This is a genomic window from Anaerotignum sp. MB30-C6 (genome assembly GCF_030908465.1).
Lineage (GTDB): Bacteria > Bacillota > Clostridia > Lachnospirales > Anaerotignaceae > Chakrabartyella.
Map to the genome: position 1 here is coordinate 1,845,483 of NZ_CP133078.1, position 22,113 is coordinate 1,867,595.

The 22,113-nt window shown below is 38.0% G+C and carries 19 protein-coding genes; 9 read left to right on the forward strand and 10 right to left on the reverse strand.

Annotation, left to right across the window (positions count from 1 at the left end):
• Positions 1 to 56 precede the first annotated feature (56 nt).
• Both RBQ60_RS09145 and RBQ60_RS09150 read left to right on the forward strand, forming a co-directional pair.
• On the forward strand, positions 57 to 1,493 hold the full coding sequence (locus tag RBQ60_RS09145) for a helix-turn-helix domain-containing protein (RefSeq protein WP_307883382.1): 1,437 nt from the start codon (positions 57 to 59) through the stop codon (positions 1,491 to 1,493).
• Between the two features lie 827 nt (positions 1,494 to 2,320).
• Positions 2,321 to 2,938: a LysE family transporter gene (locus RBQ60_RS09150; protein WP_307883383.1), complete on the forward strand. Its 618-nt coding sequence runs from the start codon at positions 2,321 to 2,323 to the stop codon at positions 2,936 to 2,938.
• 100 nt (positions 2,939 to 3,038) lie between these two features.
• Here the strand turns inward: RBQ60_RS09150 and RBQ60_RS09155 are convergent, their stop codons facing one another.
• Positions 3,039 to 3,857 (reverse strand): MerR family transcriptional regulator, encoded by an 819-nt coding sequence (locus RBQ60_RS09155; RefSeq protein WP_307883384.1) that lies wholly within the window; start codon positions 3,855 to 3,857, stop codon positions 3,039 to 3,041.
• A gap of 550 nt (positions 3,858 to 4,407) precedes the next feature.
• Here RBQ60_RS09155 and RBQ60_RS09160 point away from each other — a divergent pair.
• Genes RBQ60_RS09160 through RBQ60_RS09170 form a run of 3 tightly spaced genes read left to right on the forward strand, consistent with a single transcriptional unit; the run spans position 4,408 to position 9,161 of the window.
• Positions 4,408 to 6,177 (forward strand): S8 family peptidase, encoded by a 1,770-nt coding sequence (locus RBQ60_RS09160; protein ID WP_307883385.1) that lies wholly within the window; start codon positions 4,408 to 4,410, stop codon positions 6,175 to 6,177.
• Complete coding sequence (locus RBQ60_RS09165) at positions 6,162 to 7,898, forward strand: S8 family peptidase (protein ID WP_307883386.1); 1,737 nt, start codon at positions 6,162 to 6,164, stop codon at positions 7,896 to 7,898. Before RBQ60_RS09160 ends, RBQ60_RS09165 begins: the two co-directional genes overlap by 16 nt.
• Before the next feature lie 21 nt (positions 7,899 to 7,919).
• On the forward strand, positions 7,920 to 9,161 hold the full coding sequence (locus RBQ60_RS09170; protein ID WP_307883387.1) for a peptidoglycan-binding protein: 1,242 nt from the start codon (positions 7,920 to 7,922) through the stop codon (positions 9,159 to 9,161).
• Between the two features lie 737 nt (positions 9,162 to 9,898).
• On the opposite strand, the gene RBQ60_RS09175 is transcribed toward RBQ60_RS09170, so the two are convergent.
• A complete protein-coding gene (locus RBQ60_RS09175; RefSeq protein ID WP_307883388.1) occupies positions 9,899 to 10,333 on the reverse strand; it encodes a GNAT family N-acetyltransferase in 435 nt (144 codons plus the stop codon).
• Positions 10,334 to 10,759: 426 nt separating this feature from the next.
• On the opposite strand from RBQ60_RS09175, the gene RBQ60_RS09180 reads away from it, so the two are divergent.
• The 3 genes from RBQ60_RS09180 to RBQ60_RS09190 are packed head-to-tail and all read left to right on the forward strand — an operon-like array spanning position 10,760 to position 12,329.
• Entirely contained in the window at positions 10,760 to 11,398 is a 639-nt protein-coding gene (locus tag RBQ60_RS09180; protein ID WP_307883389.1) for a TetR/AcrR family transcriptional regulator, read from the forward strand.
• A complete protein-coding gene (locus tag RBQ60_RS09185; RefSeq protein ID WP_307883390.1) occupies positions 11,395 to 11,787 on the forward strand; it encodes an FMN-binding protein in 393 nt (130 codons plus the stop codon). Before RBQ60_RS09180 ends, RBQ60_RS09185 begins: the two co-directional genes overlap by 4 nt.
• On the forward strand, positions 11,784 to 12,329 hold the full coding sequence (locus RBQ60_RS09190; protein ID WP_307883391.1) for a flavodoxin domain-containing protein: 546 nt from the start codon (positions 11,784 to 11,786) through the stop codon (positions 12,327 to 12,329). The genes RBQ60_RS09185 and RBQ60_RS09190 overlap by 4 nt, the downstream gene beginning before the upstream one ends.
• A 277-nt stretch (positions 12,330 to 12,606) precedes the next feature.
• Here the strand turns inward: RBQ60_RS09190 and rsgA are convergent, their stop codons facing one another.
• From rsgA to RBQ60_RS09225, 7 genes are all read right to left on the reverse strand, one after another.
• A complete protein-coding gene (rsgA, locus tag RBQ60_RS09195; protein WP_307883392.1) occupies positions 12,607 to 13,665 on the reverse strand; it encodes a ribosome small subunit-dependent GTPase A in 1,059 nt (352 codons plus the stop codon).
• Positions 13,662 to 14,084 (reverse strand): RNHCP domain-containing protein, encoded by a 423-nt coding sequence (locus RBQ60_RS09200; RefSeq protein ID WP_307883393.1) that lies wholly within the window; start codon positions 14,082 to 14,084, stop codon positions 13,662 to 13,664. Before RBQ60_RS09200 ends, rsgA begins: the two co-directional genes overlap by 4 nt.
• An 848-nt stretch (positions 14,085 to 14,932) precedes the next feature.
• A complete protein-coding gene (locus RBQ60_RS09205; protein ID WP_307883394.1) occupies positions 14,933 to 15,820 on the reverse strand; it encodes an alpha/beta hydrolase family protein in 888 nt (295 codons plus the stop codon).
• Between the two features lie 179 nt (positions 15,821 to 15,999).
• Entirely contained in the window at positions 16,000 to 16,884 is an 885-nt protein-coding gene (locus RBQ60_RS09210; protein ID WP_307883395.1) for a transporter substrate-binding domain-containing protein, read from the reverse strand.
• Between the two features lie 57 nt (positions 16,885 to 16,941).
• On the reverse strand, positions 16,942 to 17,715 hold the full coding sequence (locus RBQ60_RS09215) for an amino acid ABC transporter ATP-binding protein (RefSeq protein ID WP_307883396.1): 774 nt from the start codon (positions 17,713 to 17,715) through the stop codon (positions 16,942 to 16,944).
• 6 nt (positions 17,716 to 17,721) lie between these two features.
• A complete protein-coding gene (locus tag RBQ60_RS09220) occupies positions 17,722 to 18,396 on the reverse strand; it encodes an amino acid ABC transporter permease (RefSeq protein WP_307883397.1) in 675 nt (224 codons plus the stop codon).
• Positions 18,377 to 19,036, reverse strand: coding sequence for an amino acid ABC transporter permease (locus tag RBQ60_RS09225; protein WP_307886000.1), 660 nt, complete (start codon positions 19,034 to 19,036; stop codon positions 18,377 to 18,379). Before RBQ60_RS09225 ends, RBQ60_RS09220 begins: the two co-directional genes overlap by 20 nt.
• Before the next feature lie 1,042 nt (positions 19,037 to 20,078).
• Between RBQ60_RS09225 and RBQ60_RS09230 the strand changes: the two genes are divergently transcribed.
• A complete protein-coding gene (locus RBQ60_RS09230) occupies positions 20,079 to 20,312 on the forward strand; it encodes a YbaN family protein (RefSeq protein ID WP_307883398.1) in 234 nt (77 codons plus the stop codon).
• 371 nt (positions 20,313 to 20,683) lie between these two features.
• Here the strand turns inward: RBQ60_RS09230 and RBQ60_RS09235 are convergent, their stop codons facing one another.
• Complete coding sequence (locus RBQ60_RS09235; protein WP_307883399.1) at positions 20,684 to 22,054, reverse strand: MATE family efflux transporter; 1,371 nt, start codon at positions 22,052 to 22,054, stop codon at positions 20,684 to 20,686.
• Positions 22,055 to 22,113 lie beyond the last annotated feature (59 nt).

Below are 22,113 nucleotides of genomic sequence, written 5' to 3' on the forward strand. Positions count from 1 at the left end.
AATTTTTAATGCTACAATAGGGTATTGTTATACTATTTTGCTTAGAGGTGATTGAAATGCGTGAAATGTTAGATGCTTCTTCCCAAAGAATCATTAAAATATTAGAAATTCTATTAGAACACGAGAAATGGATTACTTTCGCAGAGTTATCTTTTTTTGTTGAAGCCAGCGAACGTACCATTGCCAACGACATAGCAGTGCTCAAAGATGTATGGAAAGATAATTTAAATATTGAAGTTTCTAAAAAAAATGGGGTTAAATTGCGAAACCAAAATATCGCCAGTATTGGTGTAGTATTTACTGATATTTTCAATAGTTCCGTTGCCCTACGCTGGATTAAAGAGCTTTTGTTTTATCCCGACAATCCGATAGAATTCTATGAAAGTAAACTTTTTGTAAGTCGATCCACGTTAATTCGGCTTATACCAAAAATCAATCGTTATCTATCTTTAAAAGGTATGGAAATTCAATATAAAAACAATAGGTATGAATTTCTTGGTGAGGATGAGCAGTACCTAAGGGATTTTAGTGCCAGCTTTTTATTGGAATTATATGGATTAGACCTTGGGAATTATGATTTTAATCTTGATTTGGAAATTTTAAGAGGTTTAATCCTTGCTATGTTGGAAAAACACATTAATCCAGCGGAGTTGGATTGGATTTCCAAAGATGATATCAGCATAGTCTACAAAATGATGTTCTATATTGTGTCTATGGTGCGTGAACAGCAAGGTTACTCCGTGAGTTCTACTCATCCAGTAGAAAATGAAATTAGCGAACAATACATAGGATATATTGTAAAGCACTTTCCCAATACGAACGTGAATAATCTACGCCCCATTCATGAGTATTTTTATAAAGAGCATAATGGATGGACATCTAGCGAAGAAAGAGAGTTGGTATCAAAGGAAATAACAGAGTATTTGAATCGTTTTTTTTCAACAGTATCCGTATCTCCTGATGAGAATACACTGTGCACAATGCATTATATTTTAAAATCCTTTTATTTTAAAGTAAAACTACGTCCTTTTAAAACATCTGAATTATTTAACCGTATTCATTACTTTGCACTCTCTCTAAAGCAAACGAATCCTCTTTTATATCAGGCTGCCGAAGAGAATTTAAAAATAACTTCACAGAATATAAAAGCAGACATATCCCCTGCTGTTTCTGATGTTTTGTTTTGGACATGTTTGGCATGCCCTGAAGCGGCCCTTACTACTAGTCCAAGGAGAGCTTTGCTTATAGATGATTTTGGTCGGCTTCATACACAATTTTTAGCCAAAACACTATCAAACTTCTTTTTTTCAAAGGTGTTAAATTTTTGTGTTGATACCGCTCCTTTTCCAGAAGTTTTGATGTCTAAAATCCCTGACCATTATGATATCATCATAACCACTATTCCAAATCTTCCCTTTAAACATAAAAATATGGTTCTAATTAATGATTTTCCAACAAGTGACGATTTTTGTAAAATTCATAGAGCAATTTGAAATACTGTTACTTGCACGATATCTAAAATGGTTTGGTAAGGGCCATTTTGATATCGTGCTTAATCATATTACGATCCTAATTTCTTCAAGTTTCTCATTATATTCTCTTTTCTTACACCACTTTTAAAAACCACACCCATTCCCTCTCCCAATACCCATAATTTCATCATAGCAAATTCACGTCTCCCCTAATCACCAATATCCATTATAGTTTTCCACTAACAGCATGCCATATCATAAGCTCCAGCCCCTTGATTCCTCTCCAGATATAAGTTTTTTTGAATTATGCAACATAAAATATAAGTTTTTTTATAAATATAGCTAAATACTTATGGAGTTTTATAAACCTATTTACAAATTATAGCGAATTTTATAGAATTTACTTAAATATAATTGGAGGCGAGGAATTGACAATATAGTGACAACATCAGAATAAATTAACTTTTTGCTTATGTCGGATGCTGTAGATCTTCCGTTTGCCTTTAGTGTTTCTATAGTACTCAGAACTTCCTATCATTTCACCTGGGAAATGTCTTATGTTTTCAGTGTCATCGATAGTGACAAGAATATTAGCAAGGAGTTTATACCCCGTTTTTTCACGGTTCGATTACGCTCGAATCTTCTAGCTTTCTCAATCTTTCCGAAATAGCAGGTATGACTTGAATATCACCACATAGTCGGTAACTATGACTATATACTAAAAGTACTTCTAAAGGATAGCGCTGAATAGAAAAGCAATAAATTAAAAAAGATAACCTACGTTCAAAAATCAAACACCATCACCCTTTCCACTTTAAAAGAAGAGATCAACCGCTAGGGGGGATACTATGTTATTAAAAGGCTTCAGGTTTGGAATGTTACTTCAAATCGCCGTGGGTCCTGTCTGTCTTTTTATTTTTCAAACCGCCGTTACATCCGGGCTTTTTCCAGCTCTTTTGGGGGTCATAGGAATCACTATAATAGACAGTTTATATATACTGGGCGCAATAATGGGAATCGGGGCTTTCATAAACAAGTATGATAGGTCAAAAATTATTTTAAAGTACTTTGGCTCCGCAGTTCTAGTTGTTTTCGGGCTAAGCATAGCCCTAGATAGTTTTGAAATTTCATTGGTTCCCAGTATCAATTACTTATCAAAGCAAAATATGGAGACAGTGTTTTTTAAAACTCTTGCCCTTGCCCTTTCAAACCCCCTTACAATCATATTTTGGGCTGGTGTCTTTTCCGCTAAAGTCGCAGAGGAAAACATGGAAAAAAGAGAACAATACTTCTTTGGAATAGGTGCTGTTCTTTCTACCGTAATTTTTTTGACTACTATATCCATTTTAGGTTGCTTTCTAAACAGATTTTTAGGTGTTTCCGTTTTAAATTCACTAAACATGGTTGTAGGATTAATACTGATTGGACTGGGTGTAAAAAGTGGTATAACAAAGAAAGTAATATAACTTTTGGTAGTCTTCCATAACAAAGGAACATTTTTTACGTCTCAATTTTTAGACAGTAAAAAACCGCCTACCATCGCAAGCGGTTTTTTGTAGATTACGATTATTTCTTTTTGACAGGATAGCAGACTTCAGTAACAAACTCATCTGGATTCTGTGCTTGAGCTGGGCTGACATGGTAGATGCAGAACATAGCACCGTTAATCTGGTAGCCATTATCTCGCATCCAGTTGGCCACAGCCTGGTTCACAGCTGTAATTTGATCATAGCTGCCGTTGTAGGTGGCCGATGCGATTTCAATGGCAGGAACTGTTTTAAATACGACATTTTCTGTGTTTTCATAATTGCCTTTTACACTTCCTTGAATTTCCACATCCAAATCCCTCTCCTTATGACCTTCATCATGGAAAATGGCCATGCTATAGCTGTTTTCAGCAAATTGCATTTTAAGGGGAGCGGTTTCAGTCATCATGATGTTCCACAGGAGGCTTTCCTGATCATAAGCTGGAAGAACCTTGCGTACACTGGCAACATAACGCTGGGGCAAAGTCTTTAAATTTACATTATAATTCATGGCAGTATCATCCTTTCTTAGCCGTTTGATAGCTGTTTCCAGGAGTCGTAAACGGCGGCTGGTTTCTTCCACTTCTGCCTGCACCTCTGCTTGTTTCACCGCTAAAAATTTTGCCAGCGATTGTGGGTTGTCATAGCTTTTGAGGATTTCTGCAATAACAGAGAGGGCAAACCCCATATCCTTTAAAGCCACAATCCGACTGGCTATTTGCAGCTGGTCTTCCGTATAATAACGGTAACCAGTGAAATCATCTATGGTGTTCGGCATCAACAGGCCACGCTCATCGTAGTAGCGCAGCATCCGAATACTAATCCTGGATAGTTTAGAAAAATCACCTATTTTTAACATGTTTAGAACCTCACATATATGTATTTTTGAGCTCATCGTTATTTTAAAGTATACCACAGTGTGAGAGTCAATAGGTTTTCTTGTTTTTTTTTCAAGTTATTTCAAACAATTCCCAGGGTACGTGAAACTTAGTTTTTGTTACACAAAGAAACGAAACATTGGTGCAAGGTTATTAGGAAGCTTGACCTTTAATTACCGATTACTTTTCTGAAAGTCTTTGTCGCCCTTCTTTCCATCCTAACAACGTTTCACATATACTTTTGCAAGTACATTCCTTTTAGACTTGCTTTAACACACCACTGAATGTATTCACAGGTCACCTCCTGTGAAGGTTTTTCGCCCGATTTAGTTAGAAAATATGCTCAGTATTTTTGAGAAAAGAAAATTCAGAAGTTTTGTTTTGCTGTTGTAACAACAGGCATTTTCTAAGGTTTATGTCATATAATGTATGAATATGATTGGGTGGTGATATGGCTATCATTCATGCCCTACGAATAGATTCCCAAAGGACTATCAACACTGATTTATCACGTAAAATGGGGTGAAATCTATGCCTAAAAAAAGCAACCATATCGCTAATTCTCTTCAGTACGATTTATTTGCCAAGGAAATGTCAGAAAAGGTTAGTCTCTTTGACATGATAGACCCATGCATAAATGAAATAGAGGTTATTGCCAAATTTAATGGAGATATTATGAAGATTGCAAGAGAGCTAGATGCCGAAGCGGAAGTTATCTATGAAAACTATGCAATCATAACCATAGATAAATCCAAACTTGGCAGATTAAACTCATACACTGAAATTGAGCATTTGGAACTGCCAAAAAATCTATACGTTAAAGGTCCACATAACCTTACTTCATCCTGTATTACTTCTGTGCAAAGAAGTACAGGATTTAATTTAAGTGGTAAAGATGTAATCGTAGCAATCATCGACTCAGGTATAGATTATATGCATCCAGATTTCCAAAATAACGACGGAACCAGCAGAATTCTCTTTATTTGGGATCAAACACTAACGGGCACGCCCCCCTCTGGGTTTTATAGTGGTGCTGAATATAATAATGAGCAAATCAACAATGCTATTGAAAGTCCCAACCCCTATCAAGTTGTTCCAAGCATGGATACCAATGGGCATGGAACGGCTGTTGCAGGCATTGCTGCTGGAAACGGAAGGTCAAGCGATGGGGTAAACTTAGGGGTTGCCCCTCAGGCGGATATCATTGCAGTAAAAGTTGGTTATAAGGGGTATGAGTCATTTGCAAGATCCACGGAGCTAATGAGAGCTTTAAAATATGTCATTGATCAAGCAAAGAAGTTTTTAAAGCCCATTTGTATTAACATGAGTTTTGGCATGAACAACGGCTCTCATAAAGGAGACTCCCTATTTGAGACTTTTATTTCCGAAATTTCTGCGGAGTGGAAAACATCAATTGCCGTACCCACCGGCAACGAAGGTGCCGCTGGGCATCATTATAGTGGTAAAATAGATACCAACCAAGTGAAAGAGATTGAATTTTTCACAGCACCAGGCATAGATAGTTATTACTTATCCCTTTGGAAAAACTTTGCAGACAGCTTTGACGTCGAGTTGATTTTTGCAGACGGAAGTTCCACCGGTGTCATCGGTATCGAAAACCAGACAAAAACAGTTCGTAGGCCTAATGCAGTTGTAAATGTTTTTTATGGCCAGCCAACCCACTATTCTGGGGCACAAGAAATTTTTGTGGTTGTAAATTCTATCAATGCCCCACTAAAGGCTGGGATTACCAAATTAAGGCTGATATCCCAAACAATTGTAGATGGCCACTTTGATATTTGGCTCCCTACTCTTGAAGAAGTGACCGATCAAACCTTTTTCACAGAACCCTCAATTTATAACACTTTAACCATACCAAGCACAGCTGCCAAGGTAATAAGGGTTGCAGGTTATAATGATCGTGTAGGAAACATAGCGGTATTTTCTGGAAGAGGCGGCCTAATGTCCGACCAAATTATTCCTGATCTTGCTGCACCTGCAGTAGATATATTAACTACAAAAACCGGCGGTGGTTATGATACGTTTACCGGTACCAGCGTTGCCGCCCCCTTTGTTACGGGTTCTGCGGCTTTAATGATGGAATGGGGTATTGTGAATAATAATGACCCCTTTCTTTATGGGGAACGAGTTAGAGCATTTTTAAGGTTAGGTGCAACAAGAAGAACGGACGTTATCTATCCCAATTCATCTTTTGGCTATGGAACACTTTGTTTGGAGAACACAATGAACTACTTAGTAGAGTATAGATTAGGAGCGGATTATTTTTGGCTACAGATATGAATATAAATGAAAATGACCTGCCGTTGGAAGAATTTGTTAAGTTGCCCACAACTGTTGATTTTAATGTTATCAATACAGACCGCTTTAAGCAATTTATTGCAGATAAACCGTACATAAAGTTAGGGACAGAACTAGCAAACGAGTTGGTGATTGCGTATACAAATAAAGACAATATCCCCAAATTATTTGAAGAGTTAGGAAACGACTTTAATGAGTTCTTTCCTAAGATTATGTCTCCTTTGGACAGTCAAAGCAATGAAGATAGCGGTATTTCACAGATTTTGTCACAGCCTTATTTAAATCTTTCGGGAAGGGGTGTAATCATCGGCTTTATTGATACTGGCATTGATTACACCCAAGAGGCTTTTAAGTTTGAAGATGGCACCTCGAAAATCCTCTATCTTTGGGATCAAACCATTGAAGGAAATAGGCCAGATTATCTATACTTTGGTTCCGTTTATACCCAAGAGGATATTAATAATGCATTGAATTCCCAAGACCCATACTCTATCGTCCCCTCTAGAGATATCGAGGGCCATGGAACGTTTCTTGCATCCGTTGCAGCCAGCAATGAACGAGGTGAGTATATTGGAGCTGCTCCAAAGGCATATATCATGTCTGTGAAACTGCGTCGTGCCAGAGAGTATTATATCGACAAGTTTCTACTACCTATGGCGAATCCAAACCTTTATGAGTCCACCGATTATCTTTTAGGCATTAAATATATATTAGACCGTGCGGAAGAACTGAATATGCCAGTGGTTATCTGTATCGCTATGGGTTCTAATACAAGTGGGCATGATGGAAATACCCTGTTCGAAGATTATATTTCTTTCGTATCCCAAAGGGCTGGATATGTGTTTGTTGCTGCAGCTGGTAATGAAAGTAATCAAAGGCATCATACCCAAGGGAAAATTCAGAGGACAGGAAGTACAGAAACCTTTAGCATAAATGTAGGGCGACAAGACACCTCCTTTACCGTCTCCATTTATGGCCCTGGGTTCGACAAGGTTTCTGTAAGTATAACTTCCCCTACAGGAGAGGTAATTGCAAGAATCCCTTTTCGATCAGGTTTGAAATATTCAGAAAGTTTACTCTTTGAGCGTACAACAATCTCGATTGAATACTTTAAAACCATAAATAATATTATTTTTATTGGTTTTCGTGATACCACACAAGGCATCTGGGATATTACCCTTTTTGGAGATTTTATAATAAGCGGAGAATTTTTCGTTTGGCTTCCGATCCGAGGGCAGGTCAGTGAATTAGTTGAGTTATTAAAACCTGTACCCGAATACACCATCGTTTATCCTGCAACTGCCCTAAGGAGTATTACTTGTGGGGCATACAATAGCAACGATAATAGCCTTTATGTTTCTTCTTCCTGGGGACCAACAAGGTTGCCACGCATTGCACCGGATTTGGTAGCTCCCGGAGTTAATGTTAAGGGGATTTATCCAACTGGATATGGCACAAAAACGGGTACCAGCGTATCCGCTGCCATTACCGCTGGTGCGGCGGCATTGATACTTGAATGGGGCATCGTTCGTGGGTATATGCCTTCAATGGATGGTGATTTGGTGCGAACATTTTTAATAAGTGGATGTGCTAGAGAGGAAAATATGGTATATCCTAATACAAAATGGGGATATGGAAGACTTGATTTGTTTGGAAGTTTTTCTATCATCAAGGAATCTATTATCAATTATTATTTATCATAAATAATTTTAAGGAGGTTAAATATGTCAGGCAGTAGAATTTTCTTACGTTCAAATTACTTAGGAGGAACAGGATTATTTCGAATTAACACTTACCTTACAAATATAGGAAGACCAGCTGAGGGAGCCACAGTAAGTATTATAGACCCTGATAGTAATTCAGTGATTGAGGAAACAAAAACTGATGCATTAGGGGAAATTCCACCTGTACCCCTAAATGCTCCGCCCATTGAATATTCTATGGAAAGCGATATGCCACGACCCTTTAATCAATATAATGTTAAGGTAACCTTGCCAGGTTACGACGATGCTAGTATCACCAATGTACAAATTTATCCGTCTACCACCGCAGTACAAGAAGTTTCCTTAACACCAAAGTTTGAAGATATCGATATTCCCTACCCCGTATTATTCGGTGATTTTCCACCCAAAATACCAGAAGCAGAAGTGAAAAAACTCCCCTTTCCAAGCAATCAGGTGGTGCTTCCTCAACCCGTGGTGCCAAGCATTATCGTTGTCCATGCCGGTGTCCCCGAGGATACGTCTGCTCCTAATTATACCGTTGGCTTTAAAGATTATATAAAAAATGTTGCCAGTAGCGAAATCTATGCTACATGGCCAAGGGAATCACTAAAAGCAAATATCCATGCAATGCTTTCATTTACGCTAAATAGAGTTTATACGGAATGGTACCGAGGGAAAGGGTTTAATTTTACCATAACAAACTCTACAGCATTTGATCAAGCATTCACCTTTGGAAGAAATATTTTTCAGGAAGTATCTGACGTAGTAGATGAAATTTTTACAACTTATATTACAAGACCAGATATTAGACAGCCCTTGTTTACACAATATAGTGATGGCAGAAGAGTAGTACGGGAAGGTTGGCTTAGTCAATGGGGCTCAAAAGATTTGGCAGACCAGGGCTATACTGCCCTCCAAATTTTAAAAAATTACTACGGGGACGATATTCTATTAAAGCAAGCAGAAAAAGTAGAAGGAATACCCTTATCTTTCCCTGGTACACCCCTTGTAATTGGATCAACGGGTGATAGCGTGAGGATGATACAGGAACAATTGAATGCAATTTCTAACAATTATCCTCTTATTCCTAAGGTGATTGAAGATGGAAGCTACGGTGAGGCAACAGCCGAATCCGTAAAAGTTTTTCAGCAAATTTTTAAGCTTCCGCAAACGGGAGAAGTGAATTTCCCAACTTGGTATAAAATATCTGATGTTTATGTAGCCGTTCAAAAGCTTGCCTAAGAGGAGTTTACTCATCAATTGAGTGAGGGTTCTTTTTCACAAGTTGAACGGTATGATTTCCAGGGTCTTCTGTTTTAACTCATGACATAGATAGAGTATTCCTATTAAAAAGTGACGTCATTCAGCCAAAGGCTGAATGACGCTACATATTACTTATTATCTATTGTTGTAACTAGCCTAAAAGTGACTAAAAAGTGTTAGTTGCCAATTGGTTCTCCCACAATGTCTTTGCCTCATCAGCAATAACTTTTCTAGTTCACGATACTTAGAATTTCTCAATTTATCAACACCTTATTGTCTCGTCTTGCCTTATCCACAATGCCCCTAAGTCGTTGGTAACTTACAGTGGTTTATGCCACTTAGTATGAGTCTTTCATCTTCTGCTCTTTTCTAATTTGTTTCATTACTTTCTCTTCCCTGAACTAATTCTTTACGACCTTCTGCATTTTAGGATTAAAAGAGTACATTCTATAATTAGTAAAACAAATGGCAGATAAATTAGCCAAGGCATGGTATTTATAATACCAGCAATCAAAATCATAAATATGGGTACTACATATTACGTGGATGATGCCATAAGTCACTTTCAACTTTCCACCATGTATGGGATAGAACCTCTAACAAAACAGAGTCCATGACACTTTGTAGGGTATTTTTTCCAGCCTGCTATTGGATGATGTAAACTTTGCCAGCTTTCATTTCTATTAGTTTAATGGCATCAACAATAGCCGTAATCTCTATTTTATAAAAGTCATAGGAGTGTATCTCAAACCGTCTGTAAGCTGTTCATCGCTATCAGGAACAAATCCTAATTTTTTATAAACTTCAACAGCATAGGGCGATGAATTAACTGTTATTTTTTCTCCAGAGATTTTTTTAACTATCGTTTCAAACAGTTTTCTACCTATACCACGCCTATGATATCTTCCGTCAACAAAAAACAAAGAGATGTGCTTACCATTATTCCTAGTTGCAATCACCCCCACTATTTCCTCCCCATCAAATGCACCATGGAGTTCTAGTCCGTCTATACACTCTTTGCTGTTAATGAAATCTGTAAATGTCTTTATTCCCTGCTCTGAATATTCAGGTGCTTCGTACTGCATAAAAACAGATAAAACAAGGCGTAATGCTTTTTCACGGTTCTCAAGGTCAACTTTTCTAAAGATCATTCTTTTTCCCTTCTTTCCATTCATGAAAACTAAGTTAACTGTCCTGTCTTTTATACCGATTACGAATGAAATCTATTTTTCTTTGCCTTCAAAATTTTCTTCTATCTGAACCAAATTCCGTACCAAACATCATACATACTTATCTTGAGTATATCCAAATTTTAGTTCTGTTGCAATTAGATTCTTATTTTTTATTTTAGATTTTTATTTATCAGCAGAGGAGATTTATCCCTGTTCCTTTTGTTAAAAATTTGCAAATGTTAATGCATAAAAATGTTGAACAATGTATCGTTATGTGGCTTCGAAAATGGTATTACCGAAAGACTAAATTTATGAAGGAAATTCCTTGACAAAGTGCTATGCCCAGCAATATAATTAACACTGTAAATAATAATAACGGTGTTAATTATATTGAGGTGAATATATTTGAGTCATAAAGAACGCAGGCATAAGGAACGGGAAGATATGAAACAAATGATTGCAGATGCCGCAGTTGACCTAATCATAAAAGATGGATATGAAAATATGTCCATCCGAAAAATTGCGAACATTATTGAATATTCTCCCACTACCATCTACAATTACTACCCCGATAAAGCAGCTATCATATCTTACATGGTAGAGGGTGTACAAAATAAAATCGTTGCTGAATGCAAAAGAATCATTACAGAAAACAGCAGTCTAAGTGCTGACAAGGTTCTGATACTGTGCATAAATGCGTATCTGCAATGTATTGTGAAAGAGCCCCAAATGGGAAAAGCTATCCTTTTAAGCGGCGCTGTATTGTTTACTGAAGAAGACAATGATGAAGATATGATCGATTCTGGCAAAGCACTCATGTCCAGCTTACTACAGAAAGGTGAAGCCCAGGGTATGTTTCGAAAATTGGACGAAAACATAACTCTTATCATTTTGACATCATTACTCGGTTTCGCCCTAAGTTCCATCGAAAACCAGTTATATGCCTTAGATGATTATGACCATCTAGTCTCTGTATTCTCTGATATGATTCTTCGTGGAATACTCAACAATGATTTTTTTAATGGAAGGGTAGAATGCTTATGAAAAAGAATAAGAAAACATTTATTGCAACCCTAATTATCCTTGTGTGTGTCCTTTTTGCCGCCTGCTTTTTGGTAAACAAACCTGAAACTCAACAAATAAATTCAATAGATGTAAGTCTTATTGAAGATGGTGTTTATACTGGCGAATGCGATAATAAGTTGGTGAAAGCTGGTGTGGAGGTTCAAGTTGAAGATGGAAGAATAACAAATATTAAAATCCTAGAACATGAAAATGGGTTGGGCTCAAAGGCGGAGACCATTGTTAATCGGGTTATACAAGGTCAAACGTTGAACGTGGATGCTGTTACTGGGGCTACATATAGTAGTAATACAATACTTAAAGCTATTGAAAATGCCTTACACCAAGGTGAAAAGGAGGTAAACTTATGAAAAAGATAGTGGTTGTATATCAATCTAAGTATGGAGCAACAAAGAAATATGCGGAGTGGATTTCTGGTGAATTATCCTGTGATTTGTTTGAGCGTAAAAACGTAAAGGTATCTGATTTGAAAACATATGATACCATTATCTATGGCGGTGGCTTGTATGCTGTTGGTGTAAGCGGAATTGACATCATAACAAAGAATTTTCCTGAACTTAGCAATAAAAATTTGATCGTATTTACTTGCGGCCTAGCGGACCCTATGAGTAAAGAAAATACCGATGACATTAAGGAAAATCTTAGCAAAGTATTTACAACACAAATGCAAAATAAGATAAAATTATTCCATTTACGTGGTGCGATAAATTACGCTAAAATGGGCATTATTCATAAAGCAATGATGTCTTCCATGTATAAAAGGATAAACAAAAAAGATTATGATTCCTTGGGTAATGAAGATAAGGAGTTTTTATCTACCTATGGTAAAGCAGTTGACTTTACAGACAAATCGGCAATATTGCCCATTGTTCAATATGTTCGAGAACTATAATCACATACATCTTATTTGAGCAGTCCCCATGAAGCTGATTTCCGGACTGCTATCTTTTTTTTTGCCCTATTCGGGCCTTAGTCCCTTGGGAAATAAAAAATCTTGTAGTAGAATACTTCTTGCTTGAACGACAAACGACATCATTATTAGTCAATAATGATGTCGTGAAGGTTAATATTTTTTGACGGGGATAATCTGTTACTTCCCCATCATAACATTATAAAATATGAAATCCTTTATCATAAAGGCGTCCGCCACCTTATTTTTTGGACTTTCCTTAATGTTTTCGATTTACTTTGTTGATTTTTGCAATATTTTTAAATCTTTTTTTCTTTTCGCTAAGGTAGTCATCTTTATTATCTGCAAAAGCGGCTTCCGTTTTCAGCTTTTGATAGGATCGCCAACGCTTTGGGGATAACTGTCCTTGCGCAATGGCCTCGTAAATCCCACAGCCTGGCTCTGAGGTGTGGGTACAATTGTGGAACTTGCAGTTGCCAAAAAATGATTCTACATCGCTAAAGCTATTCTCAAACCCTTCTGACATATCCCACATACCAACTTCACGCATACCCGGTGTATCAATAATAACTCCGCCCCCTGACAGCAAAAATAACTCTCGACGGGTTGTCATATGCCTTCCCCTGTCGTCCTTGCAAATCTCTTTGGTGGCAAGCTTTTCCTCACCAATGAGGTGATTAATGAGGGTGGATTTCCCCACACCAGAAGAACCAATGACAGCAACCGTATGACCAGGCTGAATGTATTGAGACACTTCTTTGTAGCCATCCTCCTCCATTGATGTGGTCACAAGCACATCTGCACCTAGAGCAACAGAGTCAACTGCAAATAGTCGTCTTTGTAAATTATCGCATAAATCGGCTTTTGTAAGCACCACTACAGGCAAAGCATTACTATCCCAAGCCAGTGACAAATAGCGCTCCAATCTACGAAGATTAAAGTCGTTGTTCAAAGACATGCAAATGAACACTTTATCAATATTTGTAGCAACCACTTGCTCCTCTTTTGAATTTCCTACAGCCTTACGCACAAAAACACTTTTTCTATGCAATATATTTTGAATAATTGCGTTACCCCATGTGCTATTGTCTCTATCTAGCATAACAAAATCGCCTACAGCTGGAAAATCCGAAGGGGATTTTGCTTCATATCGAAGTTTGCCTGAAATTTCCGCTATCATTTTGCCATTATCGCATACTACGTGATATACGCCCTTTTCCTGAGAAACAATCCGTCCAATAAAAAGGTTTTTAAAGGCAGCAGCCTCCGACATAAACCTGTCATTTAAGCCATATTGGCTCATATCAATCTGCTTCATCCTTTGACCTCCTTAGAGGACTGATCGGCAGCTGCCATTACTGTCTTCCCTATATATTCAAGGGGAAACGGCGGCTGTGCCAAAGGCTTTATCGCAATGGACATCAGTTTCATAGGGTTGTCATCCGCAGCTACACGGTTGGAACTAAGGTGCCCACAGCGGGTGCATCTATGGATAATGGCCCACTCACCGTTCTTTCTTACCCATACACCAATCGGCTCCATAATACCATCGCAATCTGCTGCACGATCCCCTGGCAAATCATCCACGTGTAAACTGGCCAAACAATAGGGACAATGATTTCTGTGCTGACTTCCTGCTCCATCAGGAACAATTAGGTGTCCGCAAACCTTGCAAACAAAACTCTCATAACAAGCGTTATCCTGATAATAACCTCGTTTTCTATCTGAATATTTCAATGTTAAATCCTCCTAAAAGTTTTCTTATACCTTTTGGGAGGTCTTTGCGGAGATTATTTACGCACAAACCTCCCGGTTTGGCACAATCTCAAATGTATTACTCTTAAACATAAAAGCTTTCCTCCTTTTAATAATCAAATTAATATTATAATGAGCATAGTTCCTTTTAAAATTTCCTAGTGCTCAAGATAACCCATTGTTCCATTTCTCCTTCGTTCAGTTCCCTATAACCTATCATGGAAACAAGGGAAGGCAGAAATTTTTATATCACGGAAATATCAATGTTATACGACACCAATAAATGACCGTTTATCAACATTCTAGAAAATGAACGTTCACTTGTCAAGAGAAATATAACTTATCGTTGTTTTATTATATAAGGTAATGAAAAATAGTACAAACTTTGCGTAGAAAAGTATAAATGCAATGACTTTTTCTAACCCTCCCTCTTCGTGCTTCTCCCCACAGTTTTATGTCCACAGAAATTTTTCCTCCACGATAGTCATTAAAATCTAAATCTAAAAAAAAATCGTTCTTTCCCAAATTACTATTCTACATACTATTCTGTAAAATAATTTTGATGCAAATAGCTTCAATTTTCTTCTACTCTGTATTGCAGAACTGAAATTTAATTTATGAAACAATATGCCCGTTACTGGTTAGAAGGAAGGAAAAAGTAAAACTGAAAGACAGCTAAACATTCTATTCTACATACTAAATAGAAACTGTGAAAGACACATTGAAAATTAGTTTTCAAAAGAAAGGGGTAGATGAACACTAATTTGTTTAAACTTGTTTTGTCATACTTCACTGGCATTATTTATATTTCCTAAGGCAAATGTTGGCAACTAGGTCAAGTTTTTATTTCGAGGAGAAACGATCTCATAGCGTGTGTTTTCATCAGCTTTTCTCCCGAAAGCAACATCCTTAAAATAACCTGTCACAATGCGGATCAGTTCTAGCCGATAATCCGCAGCACAATGGTCTGTTTCAAGCCTATGGATTTCCAGCTGCCTTCCGCCCGCCCCAAGGATCCCCTTTTCAAAGGGATGACAATGGCAGCTGGGTGGTGTGTGGGTATCAAGTAACGCTTCAACGCATAGCACGGGTTTCTTTGCCAGCTCATTGGCAACAGACTCCAAAGGAAAATTTGTGCTATTTTCCTGTATTTCTTTCAAAAATAGCTCCACACTAACCCCTCGCAACCAACCAGAGCTTTCTTCTAGGATATGATATAAACTTTGGGCGGCCATAGGATACTCCTGCTTCATTTGAAAAAAACGTCCAATATCGCAAGGCATAAGCAAAGCACAAGCTTGGATTTCCTTTCGTTTTGCACTTAACTGTCCACACACAAAACCCCCTAGGCTATGGCCAATGGCATAAATACGGTTTTTATCAACGCCAAAACTTTTATCCTGAAGCATAAAATCTAATACCCTTTCGGCATCCTCTAGATTATTCTTTAGGGAGTAATTCCCGTCACTACCCCAGCAGCCGCTATAATGAAAGGTCAAAACGTGGAAGCCTACTCGCCGAAGTGCTTGGGCAACATCTAAATTTTGTTCATTCCCTGGGATTCCGTGGAATAGGAGTATCAGGGGGTGTGGCCCCTCACCTCCTGAAGTGTATAATGTTGCTAACAGTTTACCACGGCGGCCATGAATGATAATACCAAATTGGCTAGGACGGTTGGGCTCGTTGCCATAATGTAATTCTTTGTAGTTTTCAATCATATCATCCCCCCTTTCACAAAAGGTTCATTTATTCTCTGCCCTTAGCGACAGATCTTTTGCGTTCATGCTGTTTCTTTGGCAAACCAGAGAACCTGAATCGAAAAATCCCCTGTTTTCACTGAAAATACGTATATAAAATGGGAGGACAAGACTGTCCCCCCATATACGGATCAACCCACTTACTGAACCTGACCACCTTCAACTACCAAGCTTTCTTGGAATTCAAGGCCATATGTATCTACCAATGTAGCCTCATAATTTGCATGGAAGAACTGCTCTTCCCCAAGGGCTTTGATTTCATCATTAATCCAATTTAAAAGGGTTTCATTCCCCTTTGATACAGCAGGTGCAATGGTATCCTGGCTTCCCAGAGAGGGAATGCCCACAGTATAACCTTTGTTCTGCAGTGCAAAGGCTATGACTTCTGTGTTATCATTGGCCCACGCAACACCATTTCCGTTTTCCAAGGCATTTTTCGCAGTCGCATAAGAATCGTACTTCTGAAGTGGAATGTCTGGATAGGTTTCAATCAAATATTTTTCTGCTGTTGTTCCAGAGATAACAATCATCTCATCGTCAGCACTCCAATTATCCAAACTTTGAACCACATTGCTGTCAGGAGAAATTACACCAAGGGCTACGTTCATATATGGTAGCGCAAAGTCAACTTCCTCTGCTCGCTCCTCAGTCACTGTAAAGTTTGCAAGAATAATATCTACCTTCCCTGTTTGCAAGTATTCAATACGGTTTGCAGCCTCTGTAGATACAAAATTAACTTCTACCCCCATATCTTCTCCAATACGATTTGCAAAATAAACATCATATCCCTGATATTCTCCGTTCTCATCTACATATCCAAAGGGATTTTTGTCAGAAAAAACGCCAATGTTGATGGTACCACTTTCTTTTATTTCGTCTAGCGTACGGTACACAACGGCCTTTTGATCTCCAGTGTTTTCTGCCTCTGCAGTTTCATCCGTACTTCCCTGCTTTCCGCAAGCCGATACTGCCAAAGTCAAAGCCAATAAAGATGCCAATGCAGTAATTCTTTTGAAATTCTTCATAATATTCTCTCCTTTAAAATTGATTGTTTATGCCTAAATCTCAACCTACGTCTTGCATCAAGACGATACTTTTTCTACCTGAGATTTGACTACATTAAATTCAAACATACTCAAAAATTGCCTTGCCCTTTCTGTTTTAGGTGCCTCAAAAAATACCTCGGGCTTTGTATCCTCCAAAACCTTGCCCCCATCAAGAAAAATAATTCTGTCCGCCACGGCCTTAGCAAACTGCATTTCATGGGTTACAATAATCATAGTGCGTCCTTGTGCCGCCAAATTCAGCATGACATCCAATACCTCACGCACCATTTCTGGATCAAGGGCGGCGGTTACTTCATCAAAAAGCAGGATTTCCGGATGCATACACAATGCTCTGACAATGGCAACTCGTTGTTTTTGACCGCCAGAGAGCTGTCTGGCATAGCTGCCTTCTTTCCCAAGAAGCCCCACTCGCCCCAAAAGAGCCAAAGCCTCCTGTTGAACCTCTTCTTTTTTTCTTTTTTGGACTTTTGTGGGTGCCAGCACTATATTTTCTAATACGGTTAGATGGGGAAATAATTCATAGCTTTGGAAAACCATGCCGATTTTTTGCCGAAGGTTGGCTAACTTCTTACTCTTAATATCAATCTTCTCATCATTTAAGTAAATTTCACCGCCCTGTATCGGTTCCAACGCATTGACACAGCGAAGAAGGGTGCTTTTTCCACAGCCACTGGGTCCTACAATTACGATGACCTCGCCCTGATGAACGGACAGGTCAATGTCGTCAAGAACGGTATTTTCACCAAAGTGTTTTGTTACATTTTTTAATGCTAATATGGGTTCTGCCATGAAACGTCACCTCCATTTCCTTTCCAGATGTTTTGCAATCATACTAATGGGCCAGCAAGCAATAAAATACAGGATAAACACTGTTAAATAGATACCAAATGCAGCATTTGGGCTAGACATACGGTTTGCCTCAATAATCTGCTGGGCAACCTTAAGTATCTCTACCACACCAATCATTAAAATTAAACTGGTGGTTTTAATCATTCTCGTAATGAGGTTAATGGATAATGGAATCAAGCGTCTAAGTGCTTGCGGGATAATAATATAAAAATAAATTTGTTCTCTCGTAAGCCCAAGGGCCTCACTGCTTTCATACTGATGTCGGGGAATAGAAATCAAAGCGCCACGAACCAAATCACTCATCTCTGCTGTTCCCCAAAGAACAAATACAATAATAGCTGCCATTTCGCCAGTTAAATCCCATCCAAAGGCTTTTGTTGTACCAAAGTAAACCAAAAATAGAAGAACCAACTGGGGCATAATTCTGATGAACTCTAGGTAGACCCGCAAAATCGCTTTTGTCACTGGATTTTTCCATGTCATCAGTGCACCCAGTAAAATACCAAGGGCAATGCTAATTCCAACGGAGAGTAAGCTTATTTTGAGTGCTACCCATAGCCCACCTAAAAGTCTGAGCATATTATTTCCTTTGGATAAAACTTCAAGACCCAAATCCAGCATGTCGCAGCCTCCTTTCTAGCAAGCTGCCTAGAATGGAAATAGGCAGAAGAATAATCAGGTAAAACACAACCAACAAAAATAGACTCTCTGTGGTTTTGTAATAAAGTCCGATTAAATCCTTCGCTGTGAACATTAAATCCATCAAACTAATTGCACTAAATACGCTGGTTTCCTTCATAAGAAAGATAATGTTCGCCATAAAAGCTGGTATGCTGACGGATATGGCCTGAGGAAGTACCACATAGGCCATGGTCTGATAATTACTCATTCCAAGGCTTAAGGCGCTTTCCGTTTGTATGGAATCCACTGCTTCCAGACCGCTTCGAAAGGCCTCGGCCATATAACTTCCTCCTAGAAAGGCCAGCCCGGCAATACCACAGATTTCGGCATTTGTTTGAATGCCAATTTTCGGCAATCCATAATAAATAAAGAATAGCTGAACCAAAAGCGGTGTATTTCTGCTCAACTCTATGTATACTGACACAACTCTTTTCAGAATGGGTACCTTGTAATATTGAATCATTGCACATATAAACCCTAATAAAATGGCGATGGTTATCCCCATTAGCCCAATCCTTACCGTTAACCATGCCGCCTTTTGATACAGGGGTAAATATTCCCATATAAATTCCCAATTCAGAATAGCCGACCTCCTTTTCCCAATTTCTTGCTAATACTACTTCGTTTTTGCTTTAATTAAAATCCCCCAATGATATGTTCCTACAAAAGATTGCGGCATTATCCAGATTCTTTTCCTCGCCCTATGGGCACCAATTCTTTCTCTCTTCCGCCCTTGCACCAGAGAGAGTATTTTCAGATTGTTGCGTAACCTATGTACCTTTTTAAGTCATCTTTAAACTTAAATCATGATAAGATAACGAACGTCTAAACCTATTTTTTTTCAATTTCTACCTCTTTTTATTTGAAATAGGGCATAAAAAATCCGGGCTTATGAAACTCCGGGGCAAAGGCAAATGAGAAGGAGACACTTTTATTCAAGTGTTCTTTAGGCGCAAAACTAAGTGTTAAGCACTACCCTTACCTTATACCCAGTTGAATTTTTTTGACAACAACATAGGATACTTGAAACGATGTTTCTGTTATTAATACTCATAACTTCATCTCCTTTAGAATTCGTTCTACAAATTCATTATTGATATAATACTTTCTATAACCCACTTTGTCAATAGGTATATAGGTATATATTTTAATACTAACAATTTTTTCTATGAAGTATGTTTCCACAGAAAACGTTTTAGGAGCTCAAATATCTATAAAAAATCCAACATGGCTCCCTTTAATACAATTGTAATTCTTCTAAGCTTTCTCCTCTAAATAAAAAACAACCTAGGCAATAACCTGGCTGCTTAAATAGTATTTTTCAATTATTACTTATTTCTTCATCCTTTCCCCTGTACCTAATTTTTTATTTTGTAGAACACGAGTTTCGTTTTACTCACATACTAACAGAAATAAAAGAAAAAAAATTCTTTTTTTTCATATTTAACCCTATCTACTGATAGTGATGGGCTTTTATGATTAACATACAGTGTTATCATCTACTGGCACCATAAATCACACATCGTTATACCAGAAAAGTACCGTTAATAAAATTTGAAATGGATATATACAATTTATCCCTTTAAATGTATACTAATCCATATATTGGGAGGTGTTTTATTATGAAAATATTATTTTTCACATTCGGTTTACTTTTGCTTAGTTTAGGTATTTTGGGTGTGGCATTACCAGGATTACCAACGACACCATTTCTACTTATATCAACCTATTGCTTTGCCCGCAGCTCTCCAAGGTTTCATACATGGTTTACAAGCACATCCTTTTATAAAAAATATCTTGCAACCTACGTGAAGACCAAAGGTATGACAAAAAAAGAAAAAATATACATATTGTGATTTTCTTCCATTTTTATTTTCATGGCTTTCTTAACAAGTACAAATATAATTCTAAAAATAGCGTTGATTATAGCCTCATGCACACAGTACTATGTCTTTATATTTCATATCAAGACAAATACCTAGAGAATGATAAAAGCTTTTTTTTGCAATAAAGTAATATTTATGTAATAACCACCTGTGTAAAATTCTACAAAAAGCCATGGCGTTATAAACGTCAAAATGCCCGATTGAGAAAAGTTCAATCGGGCATAGTAGCTATATTTTAAACACCTAGTTTCTAATCCTTAAGGACAGCACATTTTTTAATTCGTTTTTTGAATGTATCCCCCCAATGAGGCTTAAGTAAAATTTCTCTGATGGATTTTTTTCTAACTCATTTGTCTTCTTAACAAATTAAACTCTTTTCCTACCAAAAGAAGCGTCCAAACCACAATGATTGCATCTATGGCTAAAGAACCGTAGTAAATACCTGCCACGCCAAAAAAACGAGGAACAATCAGCATCACTGGCACGTAAAACAAGAATTGCCTTGCTATACCAATGATTGCAGCAGGTTTGCCTTTCCCCACAGCTGGAAAGAAAGTCATTGCCATAAAAATAAATGATAGTACAGGTAAAATCACCATTATGATTCGGAAGTACGTAATCTGCGTTGACGCTATCGTTTGCTCAGTCAGCATTGAACCTAGTATAGGCCCAGGCGCAATGAGTGATGCCAACCAAAATGGTATGGTTAGAAACATGGCTGCCACACCAAATATCTTATACGAACGAATCACACGATGGTACTGTTTTGCTCCATAGTTGATGCCAACAACTGGTTGTAGTGAACGCATAAGGCCAAAAATCGGTGTTAAGGAGAACTGGAAAATTCGAAATACTACCCCATAAAAAGCAATATCGGCATCGGTGCCATATCTAGACAAGGCGTTAAATACTACAACAGCCTGAATCAAGCTCATTACGGACATGATTAAGGAAGGCATCCCCAGTCGAATGATTGATGACAAATTTTCTTTGTCAGTCTTAAGAGAAGCAACTTTGGCTTCAAAAGATGCTTTGTGCGTACCAAAATATACCCATCCTAGAAGAGAATAGACGAGCATCCCTATATTTGTGCCCCAAGCAGCCCCTTCTACACCCATGTCTAAAAGTACAATAAAGATATAGTTCATGATGGCGTTTGCAATCAGTCCCCCAGCCATCATCCAAGCGGCAGTTTTCATCCTTCCTTCAGCACGAATAATCATATTTCCCGCCAAACCGTAAACCCAGAACACTGCTCCGTACACGGTAATTCGAAAATATGAATTCCCGATTTCCAGTGGTGCCCCGTTACCACCCATGGCTCCAATAAGCTGTTTGGAGAAAAGCAGTGCGATAATCATATAAATTAATGTACATAAAATCGTAAGCATATTTATATTTCCTAAGATTCGCCGCTGTGTGTCCTTATCCTTAGACCCTAGGGCAATGCTTAAAACAGAGCCTGCACCTACGCCAACAAGAGAACCAACGGCCATACTTATTTGCGTTATTGGATAGGCAAGGGAAACACCTGCAAGGGCAGTCTCCCCTACAAACCTGCCAACAAAAAATGCATCTAGTAACGCATTAAAATTGTACAACACCATGGCTATGACCGCAGGCCATGAGAGCTGCCACATAACACTCCATAAATTTTCAGACAAAATAAATCGCTTTTGCTGTTCTTTGGCATCTAAAGTCGTATCTGTCATATATTAATTCTCCTCTCCCAAAACATCGCTATTTCACCTTCTTACAAGGTAATTTTGTG

Excerpts from the sequence above, each read along its gene's own strand:
- RBQ60_RS09210 (WP_307883395.1), bottom strand. The coding sequence starts at position 16,884 with ATGAAGAATTTCAAAAGAATTACTGCATTGGCATCTTTATTGGCTTTG.
- RBQ60_RS09170 (WP_307883387.1), top strand. The coding sequence starts at position 7,920 with ATGTCAGGCAGTAGAATTTTCTTACGTTCAAATTACTTAGGAGGAACA.
- RBQ60_RS09175 (WP_307883388.1), bottom strand. The coding sequence starts at position 10,333 with ATGATCTTTAGAAAAGTTGACCTTGAGAACCGTGAAAAAGCATTACGC.
- rsgA (WP_307883392.1), bottom strand. The coding sequence starts at position 13,665 with ATGAAGCAGATTGATATGAGCCAATATGGCTTAAATGACAGGTTTATG.
- RBQ60_RS09220 (WP_307883397.1), bottom strand. The coding sequence starts at position 18,396 with ATGCTGGATTTGGGTCTTGAAGTTTTATCCAAAGGAAATAATATGCTC.
- RBQ60_RS09155 (WP_307883384.1), bottom strand. The coding sequence starts at position 3,857 with ATGTTAAAAATAGGTGATTTTTCTAAACTATCCAGGATTAGTATTCGG.
- RBQ60_RS09205 (WP_307883394.1), bottom strand. The coding sequence starts at position 15,820 with ATGATTGAAAACTACAAAGAATTACATTATGGCAACGAGCCCAACCGT.
- RBQ60_RS09185 (WP_307883390.1), top strand. The coding sequence starts at position 11,395 with ATGAAAAAGAATAAGAAAACATTTATTGCAACCCTAATTATCCTTGTG.
- RBQ60_RS09230 (WP_307883398.1), top strand. The coding sequence starts at position 20,079 with ATGAAAATATTATTTTTCACATTCGGTTTACTTTTGCTTAGTTTAGGT.
- RBQ60_RS09160 (WP_307883385.1), top strand. The coding sequence starts at position 4,408 with ATGCCTAAAAAAAGCAACCATATCGCTAATTCTCTTCAGTACGATTTA.
- RBQ60_RS09215 (WP_307883396.1), bottom strand. The coding sequence starts at position 17,715 with ATGGCAGAACCCATATTAGCATTAAAAAATGTAACAAAACACTTTGGT.
- RBQ60_RS09190 (WP_307883391.1), top strand. The coding sequence starts at position 11,784 with ATGAAAAAGATAGTGGTTGTATATCAATCTAAGTATGGAGCAACAAAG.
- RBQ60_RS09145 (WP_307883382.1), top strand. The coding sequence starts at position 57 with ATGCGTGAAATGTTAGATGCTTCTTCCCAAAGAATCATTAAAATATTA.
- RBQ60_RS09150 (WP_307883383.1), top strand. The coding sequence starts at position 2,321 with ATGTTATTAAAAGGCTTCAGGTTTGGAATGTTACTTCAAATCGCCGTG.
- RBQ60_RS09235 (WP_307883399.1), bottom strand. The coding sequence starts at position 22,054 with ATGACAGATACGACTTTAGATGCCAAAGAACAGCAAAAGCGATTTATT.